We start from the raw sequence: 15749 nt of genomic DNA, 5'->3' as shown, positions 1-15749 counted from the left end.
TGTTTACGCCGTTCCCTCACGCGCGGCGCTGACTGCCAGGGCCTCCGCCTCACGGCGGGCCCGGAGCATGCCGGCGGGCGCTACATCCTCGATCGGCAGGCCGCGGCGGGCCGCGACCTCTTCGGGACGCTGCAGCAGCTTCAGCGCGGCAACGGTGGCATGCACCACGTTGATCGCGTTGTCGCTGCCCAGCGACTTGGCCAGGACGTCGTGCACCCCGGCGCATTCCAGCACCGCGCGGCAGGCACCGCCGGCGATGACGCCGGTACCCGGGCTGGCCGGACGCAGCATCACGACGCCGGCCGCGGCCTCACCCTGCACGGGGTGGGTCACGGTCCCGCCGATCAGCGGCACGCGGAAGAAGTTCTTGCGGGCCTCTTCGACACCCTTGGCGATCGCGGCGGGAACTTCCTTGGCCTTGCCGTAACCGACACCGACCATGCCCTTGCCGTCACCGACGATCACCAGCGCGGTGAAGCTGAACCGGCGACCGCCCTTGACCACCTTGGAGACGCGGTTGATCGTGACCACGCGCTCCAGGTAGTTGCTCTTCTCGCGATCGTCGCGTCCGCCGCGACCACCACGATCGTCCCGGCGGCCACGGCCACCGCGATCGTCGCGACCGCCGCCGCGATTGTCCTGCGCCGAACCGGCGCCAGCCTGCTCGGCCACTATGCAGTCCTCTCGTTGACAGTCATCAGAATTTCAGCCCGCTCTCACGCGCGGCGTCGGCCAGTGCCGCGATCCGTCCGCCGTAGGTGTACCCACCGCGGTCGAACACGACCTCCTCGATGCCGGCGGCCTTGGCGCGCTCGGCGATCAGCTGACCGACACGGGCGCTGGCGGCCTTCTTGTCGCCGTCGGTCGCCCGCACGTCGCCCTCGATCGAGGACGCCGCGGCCAGCGTGACGCCGGCCAGGTCGTCGACGAGCTGCACATGGATGTGCCGCGAGGACCGGTTGACCACCAGGCGCGGACGCTCGGCGGTGCCGGAGACCTTCTTGCGCAGGCGTGCGTGCCTGCGCAGCCGCGAGGTGCGGCGCGTCTCGCTGATGTTCTTGCCGACCGGGGAGTGCCCGGTCTCTTTGGTGTTCGTCTTGGTAGCCATTTACTACTTACCCGTCTTTCCGACCTTGCGACGGATCTGCTCGCCCTCGTAGCGGATTCCCTTGCCCTTGTAGGGATCGCTCTTACGGAGACGGCGGATGTTCGCCGCGATCTGGCCGACCGCCTGCTTGTCGATACCGGAGATCGAGAACTTGGTGGGCGTCTCGACCGCGAAGGTGACACCTTCGGGGGCGTTGATCAGCACCGGGTGGCTGTACCCGAGCGCGAACTCGAGGTTGCTGCCCTTGGCGACGACGCGGTAGCCGACACCGAAGATCTCCATCTTGGTGGTGTAGCCCTCGGTCACCCCGGTCACCAGGTTGGCGATCAGCGTGCGGGACAACCCGTGCAGCGAGCGGTTGCGCCGCTCGTCGTTGGGGCGGGTGACCACGATGGCGCCGTCGTCGTTGCGCGAAACCTCAATGGGCTCAGCGACATCGAGCGTCAGCGTCCCCTTGGGACCCTTGACGGACACGTTCTGTCCGGAGATCGTCACATCGACCCCGGCAGGAACCGGGACCGGCTGCTTTCCAATGCGCGACATGTCTATCTACCCCTCACCACACGTACGCGAGAACCTCGCCGCCGACACCCTCACGGGAAGCCTGGCGGTCGGTCCTCAAGCCGGACGACGTGGAAATGATGGCCACACCGAGCCCGCCGAGCACGCGCGGCAGGTTGGTGGACTTGGCGTACACCCGCAGACCGGGCTTGCTGACGCGGCGCAGGCCGGCGATGCTGCGTTCACGGCTCGGGCCGTACTTGAGCTGCACCACCAGCGACTTGCCCACGCGAGCATCCTCGGTGCGGTAATCGCTGATGTACCCCTCCGACTTCAGGATCTCGGCGATGTTCGCCTTGATCTTGCTGTGCGGCAAGGTCACTTCGTCGTGATACGCCGAATTGGCGTTGCGCAGACGAGTCAAGAAGTCTGCGATCGGATCCGTCATGGTCATGACAGCCGGTTCACCTTTCTCGCGGCGGTTCCCAGGTACTCGGGCCTACCGCAACATGTTTCGTTGGTTCTGAAGTCGATGCTCTTCGCGCAAGCGCTCATCGTTGGGTTACCAGCTGGACTTCTGCACGCCCGGCAGTTCGCCGGCGTGGGCCATTTCGCGGAGGCAGATACGGCACAGGCCGAACTTGCGGAACACCGCGTGCGGGCGACCGCACCTGTTGCAGCGCGTGTAACCACGCACCTTGAACTTGGGCTTCTTGTTGGCCTTGTTGACCAGAGCCTTCTTTGCCATTGCTCAGTTCTCCTTGAACGGGAAGCCGAGCGCCCGCAGCAGCGCACGCCCCTCGTCGTCGTTCGTCGCCGAGGTGACGACGGTGATGTCCATGCCACGGGGACGGTCGATGCTGTCCACGTCGATCTCGTGGAACACCGACTGTTCGGTCAGACCGAACGTGTAGTTGCCGGTGCCGTCGAACTGCTTGCCGGACAGCCCGCGGAAGTCGCGGATACGGGGCAGCGAGATCGAGATCAGGCGGTCCAGGAACTCCCACATGCGGTCGCCGCGCAGCGTGACGCGCGCACCGATCGGCATGCCCTCGCGGAGCTTGAACTGCGCGATCGACTTGCGCGCCTTGCGGATCTCCGGCTTCTGGCCGGTGATCAGCATCAGATCGTTGACCGCGCCGTTGATCAGCTTCGCGTCGCGGGCGGCGTCACCGACACCCATGTTGACGACGACCTTGACCACGCCCGGGATCTGCATCACGTTCGCGTAGCCGAACTCCTTGAGCAGCTGCTCGCGGATCTCTTCCCGGTAGCGCTGCTTGAGGCGCGGGAGGGTCTTCGTTTCAGTGCTGGTCATCAGAGGTCCTTGCCATTGCTCTTGGCGATCCGGACGTTCTTGCCGGTCTCGTCGTCCTTGCGGTATCCGACGCGGGTCGGCTTTCCGTCGGAGTCGAGCAGCATCACGTTGGACACCGAGATCGGCGCCTCCTGCGTGACGATGCCGCCCGAGGCGGCGCCGCGCTCGGTGCGCGATTCGGCGGTGTGCTTCTTGATCCGGTTGACGCCCTCGACCAGGACCTTGTTGCGGTCGGGGTAGGCCACCAGGACCTTGCCCTTGGCGCCCTTGTCCTTGCCCGAGATGACGAGCACCGTGTCGCCCTTACGGACCTTCATCACAACACCTCCGGGGCGAGCGAGACAATCTTCATGAACTTCTTCTCACGCAGCTCGCGGCCGACCGGCCCGAAGATGCGGGTACCGCGCGGATCGTTGTCGTTCTTGATGATCACCGCGGCGTTCTCGTCGAACCTGATGTAGCTGCCGTCGGCGCGGCGGCGTTCCTTGACGGTCCGCACGATCACGGCCTTGACCACGTCGCCACGCTTGACGTTGCCGCCGGGAATGGCGTCCTTGACCGTCGCCACGATGACGTCACCGATACCGGCGTATCGCCGGCCTGAGCCGCCGAGCACACGGATGCACAAGATCTCCTTGGCACCCGTGTTGTCGGCGACCTTGAGCCGCGATTCCTGCTGAATCACTAGATCTCCTCGACCTGGGTTTGTATGCACGCCAGATACCGACCTGGACGTGCGCGGTCTTTGTCACCCAAAGAGCACGCAGGGTTTTCCCGTAACGACATGAGAGAACCGAGGTCTGCCCTAGGCAACCCCTACATACTAGGTGAGCTCGGCGAATGCTCCAAATCGCTGGTCAGACCGGGCTCGCGGCGCACCTGAAACCGATGTGGGTGGTGGCGCTGTCCTGCGACTGCGGTGACCTCGCCGACGGACGGTACCGGTGACAGTACTCCGGGGCGCACAGGTGCGAACCACCCTTGAGTGCCTGGTTGACGGCCGGATCGGGGTCCGCGGGCGGGCAGCACGTCGGCGGCGGGGGCGGGTTCACGCGGTGATGGCCGGCGAACCGCGTCGTCGTCCACTCCCAGACGTTGCCGATCATGTCGACCAGGCCGAACCCGTTGGCCGGGAAGGTGCCGACCGGGGAGGTTCCGGCCCACCCGAGGGCGCCGTCGTTGCGGTACGGGAACGCGCCCTGCCAGGTGTTGGCCATCAGCTGCCCGCCCGGCGCGGGCTCGTCTCCCCACGCGTACACCGCGGTCGACCCGGCGCCGGCGGCGAACTCCCACTCGGCCTCCGTCGGCAGCCGCCGCCCCGCCCAGCGGGCGTAGGCCGCGGCGTCGGAGTAGCAGACCTGCACCACCGGGTGCTCGGGTCTGTCGTCGACGGAGCTGTCGGGCCCGAACGGGTGCCGCCAGTCGGCGCCGGGCGTCCACTCCCACCACTGTCGCCAGTCCCGCAGGTCGACCGGTCCGGCGGTGGGCCGGAAGACCAGCGCGCCCGGGACCAGGTCGTGCGGCGACGCTCCGGGGTACAGCGCGGGATCCGGGGGACGCTCGGCGACGGTGCGGTATCCCGTGTCGTCGACGAACTCGGCGAACTGCGCGTTGGTGACCGGGTGCCGTTCGATGGCGAACGGGGCCACGGTGACCGTGTGCGCCGGGGCTTCCTCCGGGTAGAAGCGTGTGGACCCCATCCGGAAGGACCCGCCCTCGAGGTCGACGAGGTCGGTCAGCATGCGCCCAGGGTAGTCAGTCCCTGGCGAACGCCCGGGCGAAGTCGCGTTCCAGATCGACGTACGGCGCGCCCGAGGTGTCGATGTTCACCCGCGCGATGCGGCCGCCGGTGAACGCGAACGGCGGGTGGTAGGCCTCCGACACCGGCGAGCCGTTGTTGCGGCCCACGCTCAGGCTCGCGCCGGCCAGACCGAAAGTGCCCGGCTGCGAACGCATCTCGGCGAGGCTGGCCACCCGCTCGGTGTCGAGGAACAGCTCGGCGTCACCGATCGGGGTGTGGCTGCCCTCGGCGGTGCCGGTGACGGTGTAGGTGAAACCGAGCGTGTGCAGGCCGGGCGGGACCGGATCCGGCGCGGCCAGTGTCTGCTCGTACTCGCCGAGGAAGTTGTAGCAGAAGTGCAGCCGTCCGCCCTGCAGGTACATCACGTAACCGCCGTGCGCCCCACCGTGTTTCACGACCACACCATTGGCACCGCCCGGGTCGACCTCGACCTCGGCCAGCACCGCGAAGGACCGCCCGCGCAGCTCCACCACCGCGCCGATGCCGACATCGGCCGTCCCCGGGTAGTACACGTATGCGGATCGTTCCCCCGACAGCGTCGGCCGCCACCGCGACATCGTCTCGAAGATGTCGAGATCACCGAGCGGCAGCCCGTTGTACTTCTGCGCCTCGGATAACCACAGCGCCTTGAGCTCGTCGAGTTTTTCCGGGTACTCCGCGGCCAGGTCGTGAACCTGGCTGCGGTCGGCGTCGACGTGGTAGAGCTCCCACCGGTCGTCGTCGAAGTGAGACCAGCCGGCCGGGGACGCCGCGTGCACGGTGTTGGCGAACCACCCCCGGTGCCAGATGCCGCGGGTGCCCAGCATCGTGTAGAACTGTGTCTCCTTGCCGGTGGGCGCGTTCGGATTCTCCAGCGCCACTTTGAAACTCACGCCGTCCAGCGGCTTCTGCGCGACCCCGCGCACCGTGGCCGGCGGCGTGATGTCGAGCAGGTCGTACACCGTGGGCGTGATGTCGGCGACGTTGACGTAGTTGTCCCTGATCTCACCGTGCGCGGCAATCCCCTTGGGCCAGGAGATGATTGCGGTGTCGGCGATCCCGCCCTCGTGCGAGGCGTAGCGCTTGAACAGCTTGTACGGGGTGTTGAACGCCATCGCCCAGCCGATCGGGTAATGGTTGTAGGTCTGCGGGCCACCGAGTTCGTCGAAGACCTTCAGGCTCTCCTCCGCGGAGTCGATGTAGCCGTTGAAGAACTTGACCTCGTTGACCGAACCGTTCGGGCCGCCCTCGCCGCTGGCACCGTTGTCGGAGATGACCACGATGACGGTGTTGTCGAGCTGGCCGGACTCTTCGAGATAGTCGAGCACGCGGCCGATCTGGGCGTCGGTGTAGGACAGGAATCCGGCGAACACCTCGGCCATCCGCGCGAACAGCCGCTTCTCGTCCTCGCTCAGCGAATCCCACGGTCGCACGGTGTCCTGCGCCGGCCAGTCCTGGCCGTCGGGACCTTTGACGTCCAGATAGGGGTTGACGGCCGACAATTCGGTGTCCGGCGGCACCAGGCCGAGGCGCTTCTGGTTCTCCAGCACGATCTCCCGGTAGGCCTCATAGCCCATGTCGAAACGTCCGGCGTAACGGTCCGCCCACTCCTTGAAGACGTGGTGCGGCGCATGTCCCGCCCCGGGGCACACATACGAGAACCACGGCTTGTCCGGCGCGATGACCTTGGAATCGCGGATGAATTCGATCGTCTTGTCCGCCAGGTCTTTCGAGAGGTGGTAGCCCTCCTCCGGGGTTGCGGGAGGCGCGACGGGGTGGTTGTCGTACATCAGATCCGGATACCACTGGTCGGTTTCGCCGCCCATGAACCCGTAGAACCTCTCGAACCCCCTCGACAGCGGCCAGTGCCTCTTGGTGGCCGCCAGATTGGATTCCTCCAACGGCGTCAGATGCCACTTGCCGATGCAGTAGGTGTTGTAGCCGTTCTCGGAAAGCACCTCCGAGAGCAGAGCGGTGTCGAACGGGATCCGACCGTTGCAGTTCGGGAAACCGTCGGTGAACTCCTCGATCGTGGCCATGCCGACGGTGGTCGCGTTGCGTCCGGTCAGTAGCGAGGCCCGGGTCGGCGAGCACAGCGCCGTGGTGTGGAACTGCGAAAGCCGCACCCCGCGTTCGGCGATGCGGCTCATGGCGGGCATGTCGACGAGCCCACCGAAGCAGTCCCAGGTCGCGATGCCGATGTCGTCCCAGACGAGGTAGAGCACGTTGGGCGCCTCGGGTTGCGCGGTCGGCGCCGCGAACGGGCCCCAGTCGGGTTCGGAATCGCGGATGTCGAGCGCGATCTTGCCGTTGAACTCCGTCGTCACGTCCGGAGATTACCTCGCGCGCTCCCCCGACGTCGGCCGACATGCGAAAACCCCCGCCGCCTCTCGGCGTGCGGGGGTCTGTCACAGGCTTACTACGTAGCCTTCACAACGCTCTACTTGGCCTTTACTTGGCCTTCTCGAGAACCTCGACCAGGCGCCAGCGCTTGGTCGCCGACGTCGGCCGGGTCTCCATCAGCGAGACGCGGTCGCCGATGCCGGCCGACTCGTTCTCGTCATGGGCCTTGACCTTGGTCGTGGTCCGAATGATCTTGCCGTACAACGGATGACTCTTACGCGACTCGAGCTCGACCACGATGGTCTTCTGCATCTTGTCCGACACGACGTAGCCGATGGCGGTCTTGCGACGGCCGCGCTTGTCCTCCGTGCGGGGCGTGTGCTTCTCGCCCTTGGTATCTGCCATTACGAATCCTCACCTCCGGGTCCGGCGGCCAGACCCAACTCACGTTCCCGCAGCACGGTGTACACGCGCGCGATCTCCTGCCGGACGACGCGCAGCCGGCGGTTGTTGGCAAGCTGGCCGGTCGCCATCTGGAAGCGCAGGTTGAACAGCTCTTCCTTCGACTCGCGGAGCTTGTCGGTCAGTTCGTCGTCGCTGAGCTCGCGCAGTTCACCGGTAGTGGTACCGACAGCCATCAGAACTGCTCCTCTCTTGTGACGATGCGTGCCTTGATCGGCAGCTTGTGGATGGCACGGGTCAGGGCTTCCCTGGCGATCTTCTCGTCGGGGTAGCTCAGCTCGAACAGGACCCGGCCGGGCTTGACGTTGGCGACCCACCACTCCGGCGAACCCTTACCCGAACCCATGCGGGTCTCGGCGGGCTTCTTGGTCAGCGGGCGGTCCGGGAAGATGTTGATCCACACCTTGCCGCCACGCTTGATGTGCCGGTTGATGGCGATACGAGCGGACTCGATCTGCCGGTTGGTGATGTAGGCATGGCCCATGGCCTGGATGCCGTAGTCGCCGAAGCTCACCGAGGTGCCGCCGCTGGCGATGCCGCGCTGACGGGGGTGGTGCTGCTTGCGGTGCTTGACCTTGCGGGGAATCAGCATGACTAGCTCTCCGTAGTTTCCGGCTGCCCTGCAGCGGGTGCAGTGGCGGCAGCGTCGGTCGCGGGCGCTTCCTCGGTCGCGGCACGGCCGGCGTCGGTGCTCGTCGCGGTGGTACCCGACGCACCGCTGCGGCGCGGACGGGTTCCCGACGGACGTTCCCGACGCGGACGGTCGGCGCCCGCGGGTGCCGCGGCGGCCAGCTCACGCTTGCCACCGACGATGTCGCCCTTGTAGATCCACACCTTCACACCGATCCGGCCGAAGGTGGTCTTGGCCTCGTAGAGGCCGTAGTCGATGTCGGCGCGCAGCGTGTGCAGCGGGACGCGACCTTCGCGGTAGAACTCCGAGCGGCTCATCTCAGCTCCGCCGAGGCGGCCGGAGCACTGCACCCGGATGCCCTTGACGTTGGGCTGACGCATCGCCGACTGGATCGCCTTGCGCATCGCGCGGCGGAACGCCACACGGTTGCTCAGCTGCTCGGCGACACCCTGGGCGACCAGCTGCGCCCGGCTCTCGGGGTTCTTGACCTCGAGGATGTTGAGCTGCACCTGCTTCTTGGTGAGCTTCTCCAGGTCGGCGCGGATGCGGTCGGCCTCGGTGCCGCGGCGACCGATCACGATGCCCGGGCGCGCGGTGTGGATGTCCACACGCACACGGTCACGGGTGCGCTCGATCTCCACGTCGGCGATGCCGGCGCGCTCGAGGCCCGTGGCCAGCAGCTTGCGGATGGCCACGTCTTCCTTGATGTAGTCCGCGTACTGCTTGTCGGCGTACCAGCGGGACTTCCAGTCGGTGGTGATGCCGAGACGGAAGCCGTGCGGGTTGATCTTCTGGCCCACTACTCCGAGCCCTCCTTCTGGCTGGCTGCCTTACTGGCCTGGGCACGGCGTGCGCGGGCCGCGGATGCGGAAGCACCTTGCTTCTTGGCGGGACGGCTCTCGACGATCACCGTGATGTGGCTGGTCCGCTTACGGATCCGGAAGGCGCGACCCTGCGCGCGCGGCCGGATGCGCTTGGCCGTGGGGCCCTCGTCGGCGAAGACGGTGGCGACGACCAGGGTGCTCGGATCGAGGCCTTCGTTGTTCTGCGCGTTGGCCGCGGCACTGGCGATGACCTTGGCGACCGGCTCGCTGGCCGCCTGGGGGGCCCAGCGGAGGATGTCGAGGGCGTCCTCGACACTCTTGCCGCGGACCAGGTCGATCACACGCCGCGCCTTCGTCGGCGAGACGCGCACGAAGCGGGCCTTCGCCGAAGCGGATGGGTATTGAATCGCTGTCGTCATGATTAGCGCCTCTTGGCCTTCCGGTCATCCTTGATGTGACCCTTGAAGGTGCGGGTGGGGGCGAACTCGCCCAGCTTGTGCCCGACCATCGCCTCGGTGACGAACACCGGGACGTGCTTGCGACCGTCGTGGACGGCGAAGGTGTGCCCGATGAAGTCGGGGATGATGGTGGACCGACGGGACCAGGTCTTGATGACCTGCTTGGTGTTCTTCTCGTTCTGGACGTCGACCTTCTTGAGCAGATGGTCGTCGACGAACGGGCCCTTCTTCAGGCTGCGTGGCATCGCTGACTACTCCTAGCGCTTATTCTTGCCGGTGCGCCGGCGACGGACGATGAGCTTGTCGCTCGCTTTGTTGGGCTTGCGGGTGCGGCCCTCGGGCTTACCCCACGGGCTCACCGGGTGGCGGCCACCGGAGGTCTTACCCTCACCACCGCCGTGCGGGTGGTCGACCGGGTTCATCACGACACCACGGACGGTGGGGCGCTTGCCCTTCCACCGCATCCGGCCGGCCTTGCCCCAGTTGATGTTGGCCTGCTCGGCGTTGCCGACCTCGCCGACGGTGGCGCGGCAGCGCACGTCGACGCGGCGGATCTCACCGCTGGGCATACGCAGGGAGGCGTAGGTGCCCTCCTTGCCCAGCAGCTGGATCGACGCACCGGCCGAACGCGCCATCTTCGCCCCACCACCGGGACGCAGTTCCACGGCGTGGATCAGCGTGCCCGCGGGGATGTTGCGCAGCGGCAGGTTGTTGCCGGGCTTGATGTCGGCGTTGGCGCCCGACTCCACGATCGCGCCCTGCTTGAGACCCTGCGGCGCGATGATGTAGCGCTTCTCGCCGTCCAGGTAGTGCAGCAGCGCGATGTTCGCGGTGCGGTTGGGGTCGTACTCGATGTGAGCGACCTTGGCGTCGACGCCGTCCTTGTCGTGGCGACGGAAGTCGATCACGCGGTAGGCGCGCTTGTGGCCACCGCCCTTGTGACGGGTGGTGATGCGGCCGTGGGCGTTACGCCCACCCTTGCCGTGCAGCGGGCGGATCAGCGACTTCTCGGGATGATCGCGGGTGATCTCGGCGAAGTCGGAGACGCTGGACCCGCGGCGGCCCGGAGTCGTCGGCTTGTACTTGCGAATAGCCATCTTCTACTCAGTCCTGTTCTTGTCCTGTCCGGCCGATCAGGCCGGCGCTCCGAACAGATCGATGGGCTTGCTTCCGGCGGCCAGCGTCACGATCGCGCGCTTGGTGGCCTTGCGCTGGCCGTAGCCGGTGCGGGTGCGCTTGCGCTTGCCCGGCCGGTTGGCCGTGTTCACCGAGTCGACCTTGACCTTGAAGATCTTCTCGATCGCGATCTTGATCTGGGTCTTGTTCGAGTCCGGGTGAACGATGAACGTGTACACGTTGTCCTCGATCAGTCCGTAGGACTTCTCCGAGATCACCGGGGACAAGATGATGTCGCGGGGATCAACCACGTTTGCCATCAGGCCGACACCTCCTCGGTGGTCTTCGTAGCAGCAGCGATGTACGCATTGAGGGCCTCCACGCTGAAGACCACGTCGTCGGCCTTGAGAACGTCGTAGGTGTTCAGCTGATCCGGCGAGATCACATGCACGCCAGGCAGATTGCGCACGCTCAGCGCGCTGGTCTCGTCGGCGCGGCCGATGACCACCAGAACCTGCTTGCGGTCGGTGAGGGTCGCCAGGAACGCCTTCGCGCTCTTGGTCGACGGGCTCTGCCCCTCGACGACCTCGGTGATCGCGTGGATCCGGTCGTTGCGCGCCCGATCGGAGAGAGCGCTGCGCAGTGCGGCGGCGATCATCTTCTTCGGGGTGCGCTGGCTGTAGTCGCGCGGCTGCGGGCCGTGCACGACGCCACCACCGGTGAACTGCGGCGCGCGGGTCGAGCCCTGACGGGCGCGGCCGGTGCCCTTCTGCCGGTACGGCTTCTTGCCACCGCCCGAGACCATCGCACGCGTCTTGGTCGCGTGCGTGCCCTGACGCTTGGCGGCCAGCTGCGCGGTGACGACCTGGTGCATCAACGCGATGTTGGGCTCGGCGTCGAAGAGCGCGGCGGGCAGCTCGACCGTGCCGTCCTTCTTGCCCGCCGGCGTCACTACGTCAATTGTCTTGTTAGCCATTACTTCTCGCCTCGCTTGATTGCGCTGCGGACAACCACCAGTCCACCGTTACGTCCGGGGATGGCGCCCTTGATCAACAGCACGCCGTTCTCGGCGTCGACCTTGTGCACCTTCAGGTTCTGGGTCGTGACGCGGTCGCTGCCCATCCGGCCCGACATGCGCGTGCCCTTGAACACGCGGCCCGGGGTGGCGCAGCCACCGATCGAGCCCGGCCGGCGGTGCACAGCCTGCGCGCCGTGGCTCGCGCCCTGGCCCTTGAAGCCGTGACGCTTCATGGTGCCGGCGAAGCCCTTGCCCTTGCTGGTGCCGGTCACGTCGACGTACGCACCGTCGGCGAAGATCTCGGCGGTCAGCTCCTGGCCGACCTCGTAGAGAGCGCCCGCATCCTCGTTGTCGGCGAGCCTCAACTCGGCGAGGTGGCGGCGGGGGTTCACACCGGCGGCGGCGAACTGGCCCGTGACGGGCTTGTTCACCTTGCGGGGGCTGATCTCGCCGTAGGCGAGCTGCACGGCGCTGTAGCCGTCGCGCTCCGTGGTGCGGATGCGCGTCACAACGTTGGGCCCGGCCTTGACGACCGTCACCGGCACGACCTTGTTGTTCTCGTCGAACACCTGCGTCATGCCCAGCTTGGTGCCCAGAATGCCTTTTCTAGCCATGGTTTCTGGTTTCTCCTACTGCGATGACTATTGGATATTGACGTCGACGCTGGCCGGCAGATCGATGCGCATGAGGGCGTCAACGGTCTTGGGCGTCGGGTCGAGAATGTCGATCAGCCGCTTGTGCGTACGCATCTCGAAGTGCTCCCGCGAGTCCTTGTACTTGTGCGGGGACCGGATGACGCAGTACACGTTCTTCTCGGTGGGCAGCGGCACCGGGCCGACCACGCTGGCTCCCGTCCGGGTGACCGTCTCGACGATCTTGCGCGCAGAGGCGTCAATGGCCTCATGGTCGTAGGCCTTGAGCCTGATGCGGATCTTTTGTCCCGCCACGCTTCTCCTACCTCACTACTAACGGGCCCACGGTGTCCATGAAAAAACATGGGCCTGGCTGTGCCGCCGCTGTTTACCTGTCTGTGGTTCACCGACCCCCGCGGTCGGGCGTGTCGCCCTCGCGCACACTCGTTCGCGTCCGAGTTCGCCGCGATCGAGGTGGGGACCGGATGCGCCCCGCTAAGGGCGCTGGTCGCATGCCCGCGCCGGCGCAGTGTGAAAGACACCGTCCCGGCTCAAGGCAACCCGAACAGTATGCCTCAGATCCGGGCGTGCTCCAAATCCCTGGTGGAGTGCTCCGAGCCGCTCTTTGAGGGGCTACCCCAGACCGTCCCAGAACACGCACTGGTGCACCCGGTCGAAGTCCTCGATCATCCGGCTTCCGTCGGGCTGCAGCGACATCACCCCGGAGTCGATACCCGGAAAGCCGGGGTCGCCAGTCTTCACGAACGACGCCCAGTAGTCGATCATCTGCTCGCCGAGCCGGACCTGCGCCGGACTCGGCGGCGGCGCTCCGCCGGTGTCGAACAGGTAGCGCAGTTCCAGCGAGTGGCTGGCCCCGACCGGGAACGGCACCGTCCGCAGCGGGTCGGGCGCAGGCGCGTCGCGGTCGTTGAACTCGTAGAAGTACACCGGCGCGGTTTCGGCGAGGTCGCCCGCCCAGCGTCGGCCCGCACACGCGAAGACGCCGTCGGTGACCGTCGCGGCGTAGGCGAGCGCGACGCTGGAGAACGCCGTCAGCGGGTAGTGCGCCTCGACGGCGGGGGCGTCGGCGCCGAAGGTGTCGGCCAGCAGGCGCGGATACTCCTGCGGTGCGTAGTCCTTGCCGTCGCGCAGGTGCTGCAGGGCGACGAACAGCGTCCACTCGTCGCGCGTGGTGCCCATCAGGACCGGGACCCGCGCCGCCTTCCCGTCGCCGAACGCGACGGGCGGAGCGGTGGGCAGCACCGCCGATCCGGTGACCGGACCGCTGAGCCGGTCGTCGCCGATGTCGTAGTACCAGACGGGTGTGCGCAGCGCGTTCGCGTCGAGCCCCCGCAGGCACTCGGCGGGCACCGGGCCGCCACAACCGGCCTGCGCGGCGTAGTCGAGGCTGCGCTTCTCGGCGGTCGGCAGGTCGGCCTGCGATTGGCACAGTCCGCTCATCACGATGGCCGCGTCGAAGAGTCCGTCGGAGCCGGGCGCCACCAGGTGATCGCAGACCGACATCGCACCGGCCGACTCCCCCGCGACCGTCACGCGGGCGGGGTCGCCGCCGAAGTTCGCGATGTTGTCGCGCACCCAGCGCAGCGCGGCCTGCTGATCGGCGAGCCCGTAGTTGCCGACGGCGCCGGGCGGGCCGAGCGCCGGATGGGCCAGGAACCCCAGCGCGCCGAGCCGATAGTTGACGGTGACGACGATGATGTCGCCGCGGGCGACCAGGCGCCGTGAGTCGTAGACGCCGCTGCTGCCGGCGACGAACGACCCGCCGTGGATCCACACCATCACCGGCTTGGGTTCGGGGCGGTCACCGGCGACGGGCGGTGTCCAGACGTTGAGGTTCAGGCAGTCCTCGTCGGTCTGCCTCCCGAGCTCGAGGTCGCCGTCGAGGTCCTGCATGCAGCGCGGCCCGTACGCGGTCGCGTCCCGCACGCCGTCCCATTTCGGCGCCGGCCGCGGACCCTGCCACCGCAGAGCGCCGACAGGCGGTGCGGCATAAGGGATTCCGGCGAACAGTCGGTGGTCGTCGGCCACCGTGCCGCGGACGGGTCCCGTCGAGGTCTGGACCACCGCGGGATCGGGGGCTGGCTGCGGGGACGCCTGCGACCCGCACGCGACGGCCACCACCAGCGCGACCAGCACCGCGATACCCCGGACCACCACGATTGTCGAGAGTAGCGCCGGTCACATATGCTGTTCTTGACACCCGTCAAGTTTCTCTTCCGAGTGAGGGCACATGAGCACGCCGGTTATCGATGACGCAGCGAAGGTTCTGGCTGAACCACGGGCCTATGCGGAGGAGCCGCGACTGCACGCAGCGCTGGCGCATCTGCGGGCGAACGCCCCGGTCGCCTATGTGGACGTCCCCGACTACTACCCCTTCTGGGCCGTCACGAAGCACGCCGACATCATGGCGATCGAGCGCGCCAACGAGCTCTGGATCAACGAGCCCCGGCCCATGCTCAACACCAAGGCCACCGACGACCTCGCCGCGGCCAACCTCGCCATCGGCGGTGGCCTGCGCACGCTGATCCACATGGACGACCCGCTGCACCGCGACATCCGCAAGGTCGGCGCGGACTGGTTCCGCCCCAAGGCGATGCGGGCCCTGAAGGAGCGCGTCGACGAACTGGCCAAGCGCTACGTCGACCGGATGGTCGAGATCGGGCCGGAGTGCGACTTCGTCCAGGAGGTCGCGGTCAACTTCCCGCTGTACGTGATCCTGTCGCTGCTGGGCCTGCCGGAGTCGGACTTCGGCCGGATGCTCAAGCTCACCCAGGAGATGTTCGGCGGTGACGACGACGAGCTCAGCCGCGGCAAGAGCGCCGAGGAGTTGCACGAGGTCATCACCGACTTCTTCCGGTACTTCACCAAGCTGACCGCCGACCGCCGGGAGAACCCGACGGAGGACCTGGCCTCGGCCATCGCGAACGCCAAACTCGACGGCGAGTACCTCAACGACATCGACTGCCTGTCCTACTACGTGATCGTCGCCAGCGCCGGCCACGACACCACCAGCGCCGCGATCTCGGGCGGCCTGCTGGCGCTGATCGAGAACCAGGATCAGCTGGCCCGGCTGAAGGCCGATCCGTCCCTGATGGGCACCGCGGTCGAGGAGATCATCCGCTGGACCGCCCCCGTGAAGGAGTTCATGCGCACCGCGACCGCCGACACCGAGGTGCGCGGCGTGCCGATCAAGAAGGGCGAGGCGGTGCTGCTGTCCTACGTGTCGGCCAACCGCGACGAGGACGTCTTCGACGAGCCGATGCGCTTCGACGTCGGCCGCGATCCGAACAAGCACCTGTCCTTCGGCTACGGCGTGCACTTCTGCCTCGGCGCGGCGCTGGCGCGGATGGAGATCAACAGCTTCTTCACCGAACTGCTCCCGCGGCTGGAGTCGATCGAACTGGCCGGCGACCCGGAGTTCATCTCGACGATCTTCGTCGGCGGGCTCAAACACCTGCCGATCCGCTACTCGCTGCGCTGATTCCACCGCGCAGTGGCGCCGATCACATAGACTGAGCTTGACACCCGTCAAGTTCA

The 15749-nt window shown here is 67.1% G+C and carries 23 protein-coding genes; 1 reads left to right on the top strand and 22 read right to left on the bottom strand.

Translation table 11 applies throughout. The features are described 5' to 3' along the window. Positions 1 to 3 precede the first annotated feature (3 nt). The 22 genes from rpsE to DYE23_RS05700 all read right to left on the bottom strand — a co-directional run bounded on the left by rpsE (position 4) and on the right by DYE23_RS05700 (position 14369). Positions 4 to 672, bottom strand: coding sequence for a 30S ribosomal protein S5 (gene rpsE, locus DYE23_RS05805; RefSeq protein ID WP_011895858.1), 669 nt, complete (start codon positions 670 to 672; stop codon positions 4 to 6). Positions 673 to 697: 25 nt separating this feature from the next. Continuing rightward, positions 698 to 1108: a 50S ribosomal protein L18 gene (gene rplR / locus DYE23_RS05800; RefSeq protein ID WP_011895859.1), complete on the bottom strand. Its 411-nt coding sequence runs from the start codon at positions 1106 to 1108 to the stop codon at positions 698 to 700. A gap of 3 nt (positions 1109 to 1111) precedes the next feature. Beyond that, complete coding sequence (gene rplF / locus DYE23_RS05795; protein ID WP_011895860.1) at positions 1112 to 1651, bottom strand: 50S ribosomal protein L6; 540 nt, start codon at positions 1649 to 1651, stop codon at positions 1112 to 1114. 13 nt (positions 1652 to 1664) lie between these two features. Beyond that, positions 1665 to 2063: a 30S ribosomal protein S8 gene (rpsH, locus tag DYE23_RS05790; RefSeq protein WP_011895861.1), complete on the bottom strand. Its 399-nt coding sequence runs from the start codon at positions 2061 to 2063 to the stop codon at positions 1665 to 1667. 108 nt (positions 2064 to 2171) lie between these two features. Continuing rightward, on the bottom strand, positions 2172 to 2357 hold the full coding sequence (locus tag DYE23_RS05785) for a type Z 30S ribosomal protein S14 (RefSeq protein ID WP_011778599.1): 186 nt from the start codon (positions 2355 to 2357) through the stop codon (positions 2172 to 2174). Positions 2358 to 2360: 3 nt separating this feature from the next. Continuing rightward, positions 2361 to 2927: a 50S ribosomal protein L5 gene (gene rplE, locus DYE23_RS05780; protein ID WP_011895862.1), complete on the bottom strand. Its 567-nt coding sequence runs from the start codon at positions 2925 to 2927 to the stop codon at positions 2361 to 2363. After that, complete coding sequence (gene rplX, locus DYE23_RS05775) at positions 2927 to 3244, bottom strand: 50S ribosomal protein L24 (RefSeq protein ID WP_011895863.1); 318 nt, start codon at positions 3242 to 3244, stop codon at positions 2927 to 2929. Before rplX ends, rplE begins: the two co-directional genes overlap by 1 nt. After that, a complete protein-coding gene (gene rplN / locus DYE23_RS05770) occupies positions 3244 to 3612 on the bottom strand; it encodes a 50S ribosomal protein L14 (RefSeq protein ID WP_011895864.1) in 369 nt (122 codons plus the stop codon). Before rplN ends, rplX begins: the two co-directional genes overlap by 1 nt. A gap of 172 nt (positions 3613 to 3784) precedes the next feature. After that, a complete protein-coding gene (locus DYE23_RS05765) occupies positions 3785 to 4669 on the bottom strand; it encodes a formylglycine-generating enzyme family protein (RefSeq protein WP_013472702.1) in 885 nt (294 codons plus the stop codon). Positions 4670 to 4682: 13 nt separating this feature from the next. Then, on the bottom strand, positions 4683 to 7034 hold the full coding sequence (locus DYE23_RS05760) for an arylsulfatase (protein WP_115326729.1): 2352 nt from the start codon (positions 7032 to 7034) through the stop codon (positions 4683 to 4685). Positions 7035 to 7158: 124 nt separating this feature from the next. Then, the gene (gene rpsQ / locus DYE23_RS05755) at positions 7159 to 7455 is read right to left on the bottom strand and encodes a 30S ribosomal protein S17 (RefSeq protein WP_011895867.1); all 297 of its coding nucleotides are present in this window, start codon (positions 7453 to 7455) and stop codon (positions 7159 to 7161) included. After that, positions 7455 to 7688 carry a 50S ribosomal protein L29 gene (gene rpmC / locus DYE23_RS05750; RefSeq protein WP_011895868.1) on the bottom strand — a complete coding sequence of 78 codons (234 nt, stop codon included), beginning with the start codon at positions 7686 to 7688 and terminating at the stop codon, positions 7455 to 7457. The genes rpsQ and rpmC overlap by 1 nt, the downstream gene beginning before the upstream one ends. Then, complete coding sequence (rplP, locus tag DYE23_RS05745) at positions 7688 to 8104, bottom strand: 50S ribosomal protein L16 (protein WP_011895869.1); 417 nt, start codon at positions 8102 to 8104, stop codon at positions 7688 to 7690. The genes rpmC and rplP overlap by 1 nt, the downstream gene beginning before the upstream one ends. 2 nt (positions 8105 to 8106) lie before the next feature. Beyond that, on the bottom strand, positions 8107 to 8943 hold the full coding sequence (gene rpsC / locus DYE23_RS05740) for a 30S ribosomal protein S3 (RefSeq protein ID WP_011895870.1): 837 nt from the start codon (positions 8941 to 8943) through the stop codon (positions 8107 to 8109). Next, the gene (gene rplV, locus DYE23_RS05735; RefSeq protein WP_011895871.1) at positions 8943 to 9386 is read right to left on the bottom strand and encodes a 50S ribosomal protein L22; all 444 of its coding nucleotides are present in this window, start codon (positions 9384 to 9386) and stop codon (positions 8943 to 8945) included. The genes rpsC and rplV overlap by 1 nt, the downstream gene beginning before the upstream one ends. A 2-nt stretch (positions 9387 to 9388) precedes the next feature. Further along, positions 9389 to 9670 carry a 30S ribosomal protein S19 gene (rpsS, locus tag DYE23_RS05730; protein ID WP_010908582.1) on the bottom strand — a complete coding sequence of 94 codons (282 nt, stop codon included), beginning with the start codon at positions 9668 to 9670 and terminating at the stop codon, positions 9389 to 9391. A gap of 12 nt (positions 9671 to 9682) precedes the next feature. Beyond that, complete coding sequence (rplB, locus tag DYE23_RS05725; RefSeq protein WP_011895872.1) at positions 9683 to 10522, bottom strand: 50S ribosomal protein L2; 840 nt, start codon at positions 10520 to 10522, stop codon at positions 9683 to 9685. Between the two features lie 36 nt (positions 10523 to 10558). Beyond that, positions 10559 to 10861 (bottom strand): 50S ribosomal protein L23, encoded by a 303-nt coding sequence (gene rplW / locus DYE23_RS05720; RefSeq protein ID WP_011895873.1) that lies wholly within the window; start codon positions 10859 to 10861, stop codon positions 10559 to 10561. Then, positions 10861 to 11517 carry a 50S ribosomal protein L4 gene (rplD, locus tag DYE23_RS05715; RefSeq protein ID WP_011895874.1) on the bottom strand — a complete coding sequence of 219 codons (657 nt, stop codon included), beginning with the start codon at positions 11515 to 11517 and terminating at the stop codon, positions 10861 to 10863. The genes rplW and rplD overlap by 1 nt, the downstream gene beginning before the upstream one ends. Beyond that, the gene (gene rplC / locus DYE23_RS05710; RefSeq protein WP_011895875.1) at positions 11517 to 12173 is read right to left on the bottom strand and encodes a 50S ribosomal protein L3; all 657 of its coding nucleotides are present in this window, start codon (positions 12171 to 12173) and stop codon (positions 11517 to 11519) included. The genes rplD and rplC overlap by 1 nt, the downstream gene beginning before the upstream one ends. A gap of 27 nt (positions 12174 to 12200) precedes the next feature. Further along, positions 12201 to 12506, bottom strand: coding sequence for a 30S ribosomal protein S10 (gene rpsJ / locus DYE23_RS05705; protein ID WP_003883485.1), 306 nt, complete (start codon positions 12504 to 12506; stop codon positions 12201 to 12203). Between the two features lie 318 nt (positions 12507 to 12824). Next, entirely contained in the window at positions 12825 to 14369 is a 1545-nt protein-coding gene (locus DYE23_RS05700; protein WP_041800383.1) for a carboxylesterase/lipase family protein, read from the bottom strand. A gap of 73 nt (positions 14370 to 14442) precedes the next feature. Here DYE23_RS05700 and DYE23_RS05695 point away from each other — a divergent pair, with 73 nt between their 5' ends. Continuing rightward, positions 14443 to 15693, top strand: coding sequence for a cytochrome P450 (locus DYE23_RS05695; RefSeq protein ID WP_115326728.1), 1251 nt, complete (start codon positions 14443 to 14445; stop codon positions 15691 to 15693). Positions 15694 to 15749 lie beyond the last annotated feature (56 nt).

The organism is Mycolicibacterium gilvum (assembly GCF_900454025.1).
Lineage (GTDB): Bacteria > Actinomycetota > Actinomycetes > Mycobacteriales > Mycobacteriaceae > Mycobacterium > Mycobacterium gilvum.
This window is presented reverse-complemented; position numbering and strand designations above follow the sequence as displayed.